This window comes from Paenibacillus sp. CF384, assembly GCF_900106745.1.
Taxonomy (GTDB): domain Bacteria; phylum Bacillota; class Bacilli; order Paenibacillales; family Paenibacillaceae; genus Paenibacillus_Z.
In genome coordinates, this window is the sequence record NZ_FNNV01000023.1 from 38,742 (window position 1) to 52,327 (window position 13,586).

Sequence of the window (13,586 nt, forward strand, 5' to 3'; positions counted from 1 at the left end):
TGAAAAAGGAGAAATGACAGTGAAGTTACGTGTATGGTCGAGAAATACCTGGAAGACGGCAGCTCTTGCATTGGTTTTACTGGTCGTTGCAGGCTGCGGGTCCAATAAGCAGACAGCTAATGGGGAGACGGAAATTACGGTACTGCTCGATTGGTATCCGAACGCCGTGCATACGTTCTTGTATGCGGCACAAGAGCAGGGATATTTCCAGGATGCCGGGTTGAAAGTGAATTTGCAAACGCCGGCGGACACGAACGACGCGCTGAAGCTGGTGGCTACCGGGAAAGCGGATCTGGCGCTGAGCTATCAAATGCAGGTGGCGATCTCACGATCCGAAGGCATTCCGATCGTGTCCGTCGGCGCTATTGTTCGTCATCCGCTCAATCAACTGCTTGTTCTGGATTCAGCGGGAATTAACAGTCCCAAGGATCTGGTCGGCAAGAAAATCGGATACCCTTCGATTCCGCTCGATGAAGCGATCGTCAATACGATGGTGAAGTCAGACGGCGGCGACCCTTCGAAACTATCTTATACAGACGTAGGCTGGGACCTGATTCCGGCGATGACGACGAAGAAGGTCGATGGGATCATCGGCGGCTATGTGAATCACGAGAAGCTGTTATTGGAGAAAGAAGGCGAGAAGCTGACGGCCTTCGATCCTTCCAAATACGGCGTGCCGGATTACTATGAGCTGGTCCTTACCGCAAGTGAAGAAGGGCTGAACAGTAAGAGTGACGCCATCAAGAAATTCATAGAGGCAGCGGGCAAAGGGCAAGCCTATACGGCAAGCCATCCGGATGAGGCGCTGCAGCTGCTGCTGGATGAACAGAGTGCAGACTTCCCGCTGGATGCTGCTGTCGAGAAACAAAGCTTAGCGATCTTGCTGCCCTTGATGGATGCAGGGAAAGAGCCTTTTGCCAGTCAGTCGGAGCAATCGTGGAACGACGTGATTACGTGGCTGACAGAACAAGGCCAGATCTCGAAGAGCGTGAAGGCAGCAGAAGCATTCCGCAATTTGTAAGGCGAGGAGAGTCGGACAGGTGAATGAACGATATTCAAGGCAGATGCTGTTTGCGCCAATCGGAGAAACCGGTCAGCAGAAGCTGAAGGACAGCGCGGTCTTGATCGTTGGCATGGGCGCGCTGGGCACGGTGCTGGCTAATCATATGGTAAGAGCCGGTGTAGGCTTGGTACGGTTCGTGGACCGGGATTATGTGGAGCAGAGCAATTTGCAGCGGCAGATGTTATTCGATGAGGACGATGTTCGGCAAGGTTATCCCAAGGTCATCGCTGCGGAGAAGAAACTGCGCAAGATTAACTCCGATGTCAAGCTCGAAGCGATTGTGGCCGATGTCACCGTTCATAATATGGAATCCCTCCTGGAGGGAATCGATTTGGTGCTCGATGGAACGGATAATTTCCAAACGAGATTTCTGCTCAATGATGCATGCTTCAAGATGGGCATTCCCTTCACGTATGGAGGTGCGGTCAGCTCGCGAGGGATGAGCGCGATTCTGGTTCCGGGCAGCACGCCTTGCTTGCGCTGCTTCATACAATCTGCCGATGCCAGCGGTCAAACCTGCGATACGATCGGCGTTATTGCGCCAGTCGTTGATATTGTCGCTTCCTATCAAGCCGTAGAGGCGATGAAGTATCTTGTCGGAGCGCATGACAAACGTCGAAACAGTCTAGTGACCTTTGATCTGTGGGCCAATCATGCCTATGATATGAAGCTTGGCGAACCAAGAAGCAATTGTCCATGCTGCCAGTTAAAGCAATATCCCGCACTGGATAAGGCTGAACAAGACTCGGCCATCTCCTTATGCGGACGAGAAACGGTACAAATGGCCGGGAACGGTCCTATTGATTTGGAATTATGGCGAACGCGACTGGAGCCAGCGGTAGTACAAGTGAGCGTGAATGCTTACCTGCTTCGTGCGGAGCTGCCGGAAGGAGAGAGACTGGTCTTATTCCCGGATGGTCGAGTGTTCGTGCAGGGAACGGATGATTTGGTTCGCGCGAAGATTTTGTATGCCCGCTATATCGGATCTTAATAGGGAGGGACTAGTAGAATGAAAGAGTTTCGTTTATATGCGATTACAGGAGAGCAATTCCACCCAGGACGCGACATGATCGAAGTCATGGAGGAAGCGATTCTCGGCGGCGTGGATATCATTCAGCTGCGGGATAAAACGAGCGGTAAACCGGAGCTGCTGCAGAAAGCGCGGGCGCTTCGGGAGCTTACTCGGAAGCATGGCGTGACGTTTATCGTGAACGACCACATCGATGTGGCGATGGAAGTCGATGCGGATGGCATCCATCTGGGCCAGGATGATGTACCTCTTCATGAAGCAAGACGAATCGTCGGCAGCAAAATCATCGGCATCTCGACGCATAAGCTCGAAGAAGCGCTTCAGGCTGAACGTGACGGTGCGGATTATATCGGCGTTGGTCCTGTTTTCGCTACGAAGACGAAAGTCGATGTCGTTGATCCGGTTGGCGTCTCGTATGTACGCGAGGTTGCGGCGAGCGTGCGCATTCCTTTCGTAGCCATTGGCGGCATCAAACTCGGCAACGTAGATGAAGTTCTCGCCGCAGGCGCGACGCGCATCTGTGTGGTTAGCGGGATTGTCGGAAGCAGCGATGTGCGCGGGACTTGTGAAGCGTTACTCGAGAAGCTGAATAAATAGGGGTTGATGTGCTTATGGTGCTTGTAATCAATGGTCAGAAGCAGGAGCTGAAAGCCCGGACGATACAGGATGTCATTGTCCACTATGGGTTAGCCGGCAAACCGATCGTGGTTGAGGCGGACGGCGCTGTTCTTACGGCCGGAGAGTGGGAGACCACGACTGTTCGCCAGGATATGCAAATCGAGCTCGTACATTTTGTCGGAGGAGGTTGACGAGAACGGATGAAGCAGGATGTGTTCAAGATTGGCGGCCGGGAGTTATCCTCTCGTTTCTTTATCGGTACAGGACTTTTCCCTAATCCCTATGTGCAAATGGAAGCCATCAAAGCCTCGGGTGCTCAGGTGCTTACCTTTGCTATTCGGCGCATTAACTTAGAGTCCACGGAAGATGATTCTATTCTGCAGCATGTGCAGGATGGTGAATATATCTATTTACCGAATACGTCCGGTGCTAGGACAGCGGACGAAGCGGTTCGTATCGCCCGATTGGCGCGCGCTTCCGGCCTAAGCGACTGGATTAAAGTCGAGATTAGCGCGAATGAGCGGACTCTGCTGCCGGACCCGATTGAAACGTTGAAAGCGACTGAAATCCTTGTTAAAGAAGGGTTTACGGTGCTTCCGTATATTACCGATGATCCGATCATGTGCAAAAGACTTGAAGAAGCGGGAGCGGCGGCAGTCATGCCTGGCGCAGCCCCGATCGGTACGGGACTTGGCATTCTGAATCCCTATCATTTAAGTCTGATCGTGGAAGATGCCCAAGTACCGATCATCGTGGATGCCGGCCTTGGTTCGGTGAGCGATGTCGCGCAAGCGATGGAGCTTGGCGTATCGGCGGTCCTTATGAACACCCCTGTTGCCAAAGCCAGAAATCCTGTCGGCATGGCGCAGGCGATGCGAATGGGCATCGAAGCAGGACGCCTTGCTTATCTATCCGGCCGGATCGAGAAGAAACGCTATGCGTCGGCAAGCAGCGGTCTGGATGCGTTTAAATTGAAATAAGGCGAACTAGTGAGTGAGTACTTGGGAGAGTTGGTCTGGAAATGAAAGAGAGCATTGTGGTCATGGGAGGCGGAGTCATCGGATTATCCTGCGCATTCGAGTTACAGGAGCGGGGTTATCAGGTTACGGTGCTGGAGATTCATCGCTGCGGAGGCCAAGCGTCCGGAGCGGCCGCGGGCATGCTGGCGCCGTATTCCGAGAATGTAGAGGGTTCCGATGCTTTTTTCCGTTTGTGCCTAGAAAGTCTACAGCTTTATCCCGATTGGCAGGCCGGCGTGAAGGAGATTTCCGGGCAGACCTTCGAATATACGAACTCCGGCAGTCTCTATATTGCGTACCATGATGCGGATTTGCTGGCACTGGAAGGCAGACTGTTATGGCAGCGTCAGTACGGCTCTTCCGGCAGCATCGTGGAAGGGGATGCGCTGCTGCGCCTTGAGCCTCATCTGTCAACGAATGTAAGAGCCGCGCTGCATACGCCGGAGGAGACTCATCTCTATGCCCCGCATTATGTCAAGGCATTGGAGCAAGCTTGCCGGTTGCTGGGCGTTCATATCCACGAGAATCTCGAGCAGCTTAGCGTAGATGAGTGGGAGAACGAGATACGTATTCAATCTGCCGATGGACGTCTGTTCAGCGGAGAGCGATTGCTGGTGTGCTCGGGGGTATGGGCGCAAGAGCTTTACGATACGTTTGGCATTCAAATTCCCGTGTACCCGATTCGTGGACAAATTTGTGCTTATGAGGTAGAAGCGAAGCCGGTTCAGCATATGGTTTTCGGCAATCAGGGCTACCTGGTGGGAAAAGATAATGGCACACTGGTATGCGGTGCTTCCGAGGATGTCGCCGGCTTCGATACTTCCGTTACGGCCAAGGGAATCGAGCGTCTTACGAGATGGAACAAGAAGGTGTTCCCGTTTCTCGGAGAGAGAGAACCGTTTCATCGCTGGGCCGGTTTGCGCCCCTCCACGCAGGATGGGCTTCCGCTGATTGGTGCAATCGACGCTGCTAATCGCGTGGTGTTTGCGGTCGGGCATTATCGCAATGGCATTCTGCTTAGTCCTGCGACCGCCAAGCTGGCGGCGGATTGGATCGATGGGAAGAGGTCGGCATCGCCTGATTATGATGCGTTCTTGCCGGGACGGTTTTCCTAGTAGAGTAGAGGGTTCTATAATCATACAAGGCAAGGCTTTCACATTCATTTGTGGAGCCTTGCCTTTTCTTATTTTCATTCTATAAACGATTCTCGTCATATTAACGTTATTGGTGTCATGCTGATTCGTAGTTGAAATACGGGAATCAACTATATGATAAATAGGCTAATCGTTCACATTCTATTAAAAGGGGAGATTATTTGAATGGTAAGGTTTAAAAAGGTCATCGCTTTTTTCTGTATGCTTACATTGGTTGCATCTTTAATGAGCATAAGCCCAGCAGCAGCCAGTGCAACGTCTCTAAATTCCTACTATGTGGATGCTGTGTACGGAAATGATAATAATAGTGGCTTGAGCCCAGGTCAGGCTTGGAAAACGTTAAACAAAGTAAACAGCACGGAGTTTGTGCCGGGCGATCAGATTTTGTTCAAAGCAGGAGACGTCTGGAATGGGCATTTAACGATAGATGACTCCGGTTATGGTGCAAACCGCATTACGTTTGATAAGTATGGTGAAGGTCCGAAACCGATTATTGCAGGTGGAGGCGTGCCGAAAACGATTTTCGTGAAAAATGCGGAATATGTAACGATCAAAAATCTTGAAATCACGAACGATGCGCCTGAAAATGATCACCGTTATGGAATTTTCGTATCCAATGATACGGGCCGGACATTAAGAAGCTTACACTTTGAGAGCCTAGATATTCATAATGTGAAAGGTAACTATGCAGGCAGCTTGCGTTTCTGGTCCGCTGCGATCGGCTTTAATGCGTATAAAAGCAATTCGTCTTATGATGACTTTCTGATCGCGGACAGCCATATCTACGATAACGAGAGCCACGGCATTCAAAGCGATGGAGATGAAGCTGTTAAAGATCATACTTTTTTTACGAACGTAGTGATAAGAAATAACTTTTTCGAAAGAAACGGAAACGGAGATATCGTTGTCGGTCTCTGCGACGCTCCTCTGATCGAGTACAACACTTCCTATGATCAGGGCGGCGGTTTCGAAGGTTACGGCTATACCGTTTCCATGTGGGAGTGGCTCAGCAAGAATGCGGTCTTCCAAAATAACGAAGTCGCCTACACGAATCATGATCCGCTGCAAGATAACGACGACGGGGATTCGCAGGCTTTCGACGCCGACATCGCGACGGTTGACCGCGTTACGTTCCAGTACAACTACAGCCATGACAACGCGGGCGGTTTCCTGCTGGTCATGGGCAATTCCCAGGAGAACTATAAAGGCGCGACCGTCCGATACAACGTGAGTTTCAACGACCATAAAACCAACGTCAACGAAAATACGACCTTATCGATCAATCACGCGGGTTCAGAGGGTTCGTACATTTATAATAACGTGTTCTACAACAACATTGAAGATGAAGGCATTCATATCAAGTCGCTCGCTACGGAAGCGGCTAACATTTATTATCAGAACAACATTTTCTATTCGAACGCAGCTTCGACCTATCCTTCCGCTGCGGATTCCAATAACGTGTTTGACTATAACGGCTACTTTGGAACCGGGAATATTGCGCCGGCCGAAGACACGCACGCCATTACTGCGGATCCGAAATTTGCCGAGCCGATTCCGGCGGTTCCTACGGATGGCATGGAAGGTGCCGACGTATTCAAATTGAGCGCGGATTCTCCGTATATTAACGCGGGAACCATCATTGCGGATAATGGCGGCAGAGATTTCTGGGGCAATACGCTCTATAAAGACGCTCCCGATATTGGAGCACATGAATTCGGAAGTCCCAAAGCAGCGGCGGTGACCGTAACGCCTAAGCCGTTACTTATCCCTGATGCGATAGATCCGGCCATTCACGCCGGAAGATGGTCCGTGAAGGCCGTTTCTACAGACACGGCTTCAAACAGTGAACTGAAGCAGACCCTTACAGGTGTGGAATCTAATAAGGATTATGAAGCAAAGGTGTGGGTGAAAGGCACGGGCGGATACACGTTATCGGTGAGCGATGGAAATACCGTTATCGATGACGTATCCTTTGAAGCTTCGAATGAATGGACTGAAATTCAGTTGCCTGTGAACAGCGGAAACTCTTCGATGCTGGTGTATGCGTTGACTGAAACAGGAGGGACAGCTGGAACCGCGTACTTCGACGATGCATATTTGGGAGTCGCGAATGGTTCGAATTTGCTCGAAAACAGCAGTTTCGAATACGGGAACAGGCCGTGGGCAAGAGGCGACGTATTTACACTCTTCCATACCGTTGATCCTACGAATCCGGATACGCCGGACCCAGAGCCGGAGCCGGAACTTCCGACAACGGCAGTACAAGTGAACGACGATTTCGATAGCAGTACATTGAATGCTAGGTGGAAGTGGGTTTCAGAAGATCCGTTGAAATGGAGTCTGTCCACGAATCCGGGTCATATGAATATCGCGAGCAGCGGCGGAGATGTCGATTCTACGAAGAACGTATTGCTCCAATGGGCGCCTAAAGGCGATTTTACGATCGAGACCAAAGTATCGGCCATTCCGACGGCGGATTGGGAGCAGACCGGTTTGTTGGTTTATATGGACGGCGCTAATCACATTAAGCTTAACCGGGTCCATGACGGCGAACTGAAATTCCAGTTCGGATATAAGCAAGCCGGTGTGTGGAACAGCGGGACTTACACGAATATCAACGATACTGAAGATGATAATGCCGATTATTACTTGAAGCTGGAGAAAATAGGCGCAACCTATACGGGGTACTATTCGCAGGATGGTACAGCTTATACCAAGATCGCCAGCTTTACCGTTTACTTCCCCGGTAATAAACGGATCGGTCTGTATAACTGCAATGGAACGAATGTCATTGCCGATTTCGATTATTTGCATATGACAAGCTTGAATACCGATGCCGACGAACCGACAGCGCCGCCGACAACGCCGCCAACGGTAGATAACGAGGTACACAGCGGAGAATACGCAATTAAAGTCGACAATAACTTAGCTGGAAGTGCCTGGAAGAATATAGGGTACAGCAATATCGCGGTTACGCCGAATACCGATATGGTATTTAAGGCATGGGTGAAAGGAAGCGGAGGCGTTAAAGTCGTCATAGCCAAAGCGGATTGGTCTACACTTGGCGAGATGGACTTAACCGCAACTGACGAATGGACCGACGTGAGCATCAGTGAGGGTGAAGGTGAAGGTAAACGTGAAGTTGTGATTAATACCGGATCTAATACTCTCATGCATGTCATGATCAAAGCGACGGATAAACCCACTACGATGTTTATCGACGATGTTTTCTTTGGCATATCCGGCGGGGCGAACCTAATCGAGAACGCCGACTTTGAAGACGGGTCGTCGGTCCCTTGGTGGGGCGTGGAAGGGCCATTTTCCCTCGTTGAAGTCATTGATGCTAATAGCAAACCAGAATTTTATCCATTGAGGGACAAATCGATACGCGAAAACAACCCGCTGTTGTTTACGATTCATGCAACGGATAAGAATGGAACTCCATTGACTTACAGCGCGTCGAATCTGCCTGCAGGCGCTTCATTCAATGCTTCCTCCCGTGTATTCAGCTGGACGCCAACGTATTCTCAAGCAGGCGTATACGCGGTTACGTTTTACGTGACGGATGGAACAAGCACCGTTTCTGAAGATGTACAAATCAACGTGGTTGACGGACCAACGCCGCCAACGGCACCGTCAACGATACCGTCTACGATACCGTCTACGACACCATCGAACCCGCAGCCCGGAACCGTGAAGATTGCAGCGAATCCTGACGGTAACGGAAAAGCTGTCGTCGACGTGAAGGCAAATGAACTTCAGGCAGCTCTGCTCAGTGCGAAAGACTCCATTGTGGACATTATCGTTGAAGGAGCAGAGTCGGCCAAAGCAGTAATCGTTAATCTGTCCGGCGAATCCATTCAATCCGCGCTCGACAATAAGATTAAGCAGTTTAATATCAATACCGGACTTGCCGTGATCTCGATTTCGACGGAACTGTTGAAGAAGCAAGACGGAGCTTCCGGAAATGTTCAACTTTCGGTAACGAATGTCGATTCCCAGTCGCTATCCGATGAAGTGAAAGCAACTGTTGGCAGCCATCCGGTTTATGACTTCAATCTCAGCGTCGACGGGAAGACGATTAGCCAATTCGGGGATCAAGCCGTGACAGTGAAGCTGAACTATACGTTGAAGCCCGGAGAAGACCCGAATCAAATCATCATTTATTACGTGAATGATAACGGCAAGCTTGAAATCGTGAAGAACGGCAAATTCGATTCCGTAACCGGTCAAGTGACATTCAACACTACGCATTTCAGTAAATATGCCATTGCCTTAAACGTTGTAAGCTTTAACGATATTGCCAACGTATCATGGGCGCAAGACAGCATAGAAGCATTGGCAGCAAGAGGCATTATCCAAGGCGTTGGTTTACACAGCTTTAAACCAAATGATCAGCTGACAAGAGCAGCCTTTATTACGATGCTGATGAATGCCTTTGATTTGATTGACAGTAAGGCCACGACTTCACTAACCGACGTGAAGAAGGACACATGGTATTACGGCGCAATCGCATCGGCACAGCAACTCGGTATTGTAAAAGGGAAATCGAACAGCATGTTTGGCGTTCATGATCTGATTTCTAGACAGGACATGGCTGTTATGATTTACAATGCAGGGTTACTGGTAAAGGCTGACTTTGCCGGAAACGGAGAAGCAGCTTCCTTCCGGGATCAATCCGAAATCGCGGCATACGCTGTAAACGCGGTAGCCGCTATTCAACAAGCCAGTATCATTAACGGTGTAGGTAATGGGAAATTCGCACCTCGGGATGTGGCAACTAGAGCACAGGCAGCAGTTGTTATTTGGAACATGTTCATGAATGCGAAGTAACATCACGGTAGTGTAAATACATTCATTCAAGAGGTGGCTCTTTGACTCAAAGAGCCATCTCATGAAAGGAGGAAGTAAACATGGGTAAGAGAGGTACGAAGAAGCAGTTTCATCTACAATTCAAACCTATGTTGTTCGTTATTGCGGCAATTGCAGTTTCATTAACGACTTTTATCATTGTCGGCTATACAAAACATAACAATTGGGAGTCTAGTGTGGTAGCAACGGTAAACGATGAACCGATCACCGTGCAAGAATTCATGCCTAAACTCGTCAAGCATCGCGCTGAAGTATTGGCGTATTTTAAGAAGGAACATAACGTTGAACCGGGAGAAGATTTCTGGACAAGCAGCTTCGATGGAGAGATACCGGCAGAAATGCTTAAGAAGATTGCCCTGGATGAGTGTATCGCTATTAAAGTTCAGCAGATCGCAGGACTAGAGAAGGGACTGGTTAAGGATATCAGCTATTCTCAATTTCTAGAAGATCTGAAGAACGAGAATACAAGACGGGCAACGGCTATCGCAAACAAGAAAGTCGTCTATGGTCCGCAGCAGTATACGGAAGATGTTTATTTTGCAAAATTGTTTACGGATATGACTCATAAATTAATGGACCAAGTAAATGAGCAACATGTCGTTTCAGAGAAAGAGATCAAGCTCTATTATGAGCAAGCCATAGCTGCTAATAAGTATAAGAAAACAGATACAGTAAAGGTAGAGAAAATAGCTTTCCCATTTATAGCCGGAGATGATAAGAGTAAGACCGATGCAAAGGAACTGGCAGAAGAAGTACAGAAGAAATTCGCTAACGGAGATTCATTAAAGGAACTATCGGATTGGGTTGGAAAGCATTCTCTAATTCAAGTAGAATCCGGTGAACAGATATTTGATTCTACAACAAATCATGAAGATTATATGCCCGCCACTCATGAATTTACCGAAAATGCTGTCGGCTTATCTGTAGGGCAGGTAAGTGAGGTTTTCGAGTACAATAAAGCTTATTATGTCATGAAGTGTCTCGAGAAATCGGATGAAGGATTCCATAAACTGGGGGAAGTTAGTGAATCGATCGCTCAATTATTGAAAGATAAGAAGTATATCGCTTATGTTAACGATTTGGTCAAGCGTGCAGCTGTTGTTATGGATAAAGAGGTATATCGGACGCTTAAGACCGCCTGATCCCCTCGAATTTAATCTCTAGCCTACAATCCTTTTACTCCATCCTAATAATGGTATGGTATAATAGTCCTATTAACGGACTGATAGATCTACTACACGGAGGGGTCAGGATGAGGCTAGTCACAAGATCAGATTTCGATGGGTTGGTTACGGCGGTTTTGTTCAGAAAGCTAGGCATGATCGATGATATGAAGTTTGTACATCCCAAAGACATGCAGGATGGTTTAGTTGAAATTACGAGTAACGATATTTTGACGAATGTTCCTTTTATAGCAGGCTGCGGTCTATGGTTCGATCATCATGCGAGCGAGTTGAAACGATCACAGGAAGAGGGATTTACATACAAAGGCGAGATCAGAATTGTCGATAGCGCCGCAAGAGTCGTCTATGATTTCTATGGGGGACGCGATAAGTTCGGTTCGTTCTTCGATAGTATCATGGAAGGCGTAGACAAGGCGGATGCCGCAAAGTTTAGCAAAGAGGATATATTGAATCCGCAAGGCTGGGATCTGCTCTCCTTTATTATGGACTCTCGCACGGGGCTTGGCCGCTATCGTGATTTCCGTATAAGCAATTACCAGCTGATGGAGAAGTTGGTTGGTCTATGTCTGGAACAATCGCTTGAAGAGATCATGCAGGATGAAGACGTGAAACAACGGGTGGACCGGTATTTTGAACTGGATCTGTTGTTCCGTGAGATGCTCGCTGCCCATACGCGTGTGGAAGGGAATGCGATCATTACGGATCTCAGAGGCGTGGAAACCATCTATCCCGGCAATCGTTTCTTGGTGTATGCCCTTCATCCGGAGCAGAATGTGTCGCTGTGGATCGTGGATGGATTCCAGAAACAGAATTGCGCGATCGCATGCGGACATAGCATCGTGAATCGCTCATGCAGTGTCCCGGTTGGCTATCTGATGCGGGAATTCGGTGGCGGCGGACATGAAGCTGCCGGAACTTGCCAAGTGCCGTACGAGTCTGCGGATGAAGCAATCGAAGTGATTATTAAACGATTTAATTGAGATGAAACCCTTTGGAGTAATTTCCAAAGGGTTTTGCTTTTATAAGTCGAACTCTTCTCTAATAAGGAAAAAGCTGAAAGGAATCCACATGACTACCTCACCGGTGCGAATCAATTGCATGCAATGCCTCCATTACTATGTGACATGGGACCCGAAGTTCCCCCGAGGCTGCAAAGCATTTAAGTTCAAAACGTCCACGATGCCAAGTGCTGCTGTTCTATTTTCATCCGGCAAACCATGCATGAACTTCGAAGCGAAGCTGAAATAGGGCACCGATCCGATGAGGATCGATGCCCTATAAGAGAGTTTGAAAGAGGAGCGATTATTGCTGGCTCGCTTGAATCGCCTGTTCCAAATCATGAAGAATGTCGGCGATGCCTTCCGTTCCAATGGATAAGCGAATCATCCCCGGGGAGACGCCGGTTGCAACCTGTTCGTCTTCTTTAAGCTGTGCATGTGTCGTGCTGGCCGGATGAATGATAAGCGACTTCGAATCGCCGACATTCGCCAAGTGGGAGAAGAGTTTCACGTTCTCGATTACCTTTTTCCCCGCATTCAAGCCGCCTTTAATACCGAACGTCAGGATAGCGCCTTGACCATTAGGCAGGTACTTCTGCGCTTTGTCATAGGACGGATGGCTCTGCAGGCCAGGGTAACTTACCCACTCGACAGCCTCATGCGCTTCAAGAAACTGAGCCGCTGCCAGTGCGTTAGAAGAATGACGCTCCATACGCAGATGCAGCGTTTCCAAGCCTTGCAGCAGCATGAAGGAGTTGAACGGAGAGATTGCAGCTCCCATATCACGCAGCAATTGCACACGTGCTTTAATAATATAAGCGATCGGTCCGACAGCATCCGTATACACGACGCCATTATAGCTAGGGTCCGGTTCTGTCAGGCCAGGGAAACGACCGCTTCCTTTCCAATCGAATTTACCGCCATCTACGATGATGCCGCCGATCGAAGTGCCGTGTCCGCCAATAAACTTGGTCGCCGAATGAACGACAATATCAGCACCATGCTCAATCGGACGAAGCAAGTAAGGGCTCGGGAACGTGTTATCTACAATTAGAGGAAGACCGTTCTCATGGGCAATGGAGGCTACGGCTTCGATATCAAGCACATCCCCCTTAGGGTTGCCGATGGTTTCTGCGAAGATGGCCTTCGTTCTTTCGTTGATGGCACTGCGGAAATTGTCCGGATTGCTTGGATCGACGAAATGAACCTTGATGCCAAGCTTCGGCAAAGTAGTGGAAAATAAATTATAAGTGCCGCCGTACAGACTTGCCGCGGAGACGATTTCATCTCCTGCTTCCGCAATATTAAGAATGGAGTATGTAATGGCAGCCATACCCGAAGAAGTAGCTAAAGCTGCAGGCGCGCCTTCGAGCGCGGCGATTCTTTTCTCGAATACATCTGTTGTGGGATTCATGATGCGCGTGTAGATGTTGCCAAACTCTTGAAGAGAGAATAAATTTGATGCATGCTCGGAATCGCGGAACCCATAAGAAGTCGTTTGGTAGAGCGGTACTGCACGTGACATTGTCGCGGAATCAATTTCTTGCCCTGCGTGTACAGCTAATGTTTCTAAGGAATAGTTGCGTTCTTCTGCCATTTCTACAATCATCCTCCTCAAATCTAGTTTCATCTCTAGTTTCTCATAGTC

Annotated in this window: 10 protein-coding genes; 9 read left to right on the forward strand and 1 reads right to left on the reverse strand. The window is 49.0% G+C overall.

Features of this window, described 5'->3' with window-relative positions; all coding sequences use genetic code 11:
• Positions 1–13 precede the first annotated feature (13 nt).
• The 9 genes from BLW29_RS27490 (at position 14) to BLW29_RS27530 (ending at position 11,920) form a co-directional block, all read left to right on the forward strand.
• A complete protein-coding gene (locus BLW29_RS27490) occupies positions 14–1,021 on the forward strand; it encodes an ABC transporter substrate-binding protein (RefSeq protein ID WP_090985727.1) in 1,008 nt (335 codons plus the stop codon).
• A 19-nt stretch (positions 1,022–1,040) separates the two neighbouring features.
• The gene (locus BLW29_RS27495) at positions 1,041–2,054 is read left to right on the forward strand and encodes a ThiF family adenylyltransferase (protein WP_256208979.1); all 1,014 of its coding nucleotides are present in this window, start codon (positions 1,041–1,043) and stop codon (positions 2,052–2,054) included.
• A gap of 18 nt (positions 2,055–2,072) precedes the next feature.
• Positions 2,073–2,690, forward strand: coding sequence for a thiamine phosphate synthase (gene thiE, locus BLW29_RS27500; protein WP_090985729.1), 618 nt, complete (start codon positions 2,073–2,075; stop codon positions 2,688–2,690).
• 14 nt (positions 2,691–2,704) lie between these two features.
• A complete protein-coding gene (gene thiS, locus BLW29_RS27505) occupies positions 2,705–2,902 on the forward strand; it encodes a sulfur carrier protein ThiS (protein ID WP_090985731.1) in 198 nt (65 codons plus the stop codon).
• A 9-nt stretch (positions 2,903–2,911) separates the two neighbouring features.
• A complete protein-coding gene (locus tag BLW29_RS27510) occupies positions 2,912–3,691 on the forward strand; it encodes a thiazole synthase (RefSeq protein ID WP_090985733.1) in 780 nt (259 codons plus the stop codon).
• 41 nt (positions 3,692–3,732) lie between these two features.
• Positions 3,733–4,845 (forward strand): glycine oxidase ThiO, encoded by a 1,113-nt coding sequence (gene thiO / locus BLW29_RS27515; RefSeq protein ID WP_090985735.1) that lies wholly within the window; start codon positions 3,733–3,735, stop codon positions 4,843–4,845.
• A 204-nt stretch (positions 4,846–5,049) separates the two neighbouring features.
• A complete protein-coding gene (locus BLW29_RS27520) occupies positions 5,050–9,717 on the forward strand; it encodes an S-layer homology domain-containing protein (protein ID WP_090985737.1) in 4,668 nt (1,555 codons plus the stop codon).
• 80 nt (positions 9,718–9,797) lie between these two features.
• Entirely contained in the window at positions 9,798–10,898 is a 1,101-nt protein-coding gene (locus BLW29_RS27525; RefSeq protein ID WP_090985739.1) for a peptidylprolyl isomerase, read from the forward strand.
• Positions 10,899–11,008: 110 nt separating this feature from the next.
• Positions 11,009–11,920: a DHH family phosphoesterase gene (locus tag BLW29_RS27530; RefSeq protein WP_090985740.1), complete on the forward strand. Its 912-nt coding sequence runs from the start codon at positions 11,009–11,011 to the stop codon at positions 11,918–11,920.
• Positions 11,921–12,242: 322 nt separating this feature from the next.
• Here the strand turns inward: BLW29_RS27530 and BLW29_RS27540 are convergent, their stop codons facing one another.
• Positions 12,243–13,535: a homocysteine synthase gene (locus BLW29_RS27540; RefSeq protein WP_090985742.1), complete on the reverse strand. Its 1,293-nt coding sequence runs from the start codon at positions 13,533–13,535 to the stop codon at positions 12,243–12,245.
• Positions 13,536–13,586: the final 51 nt, after the last annotated feature.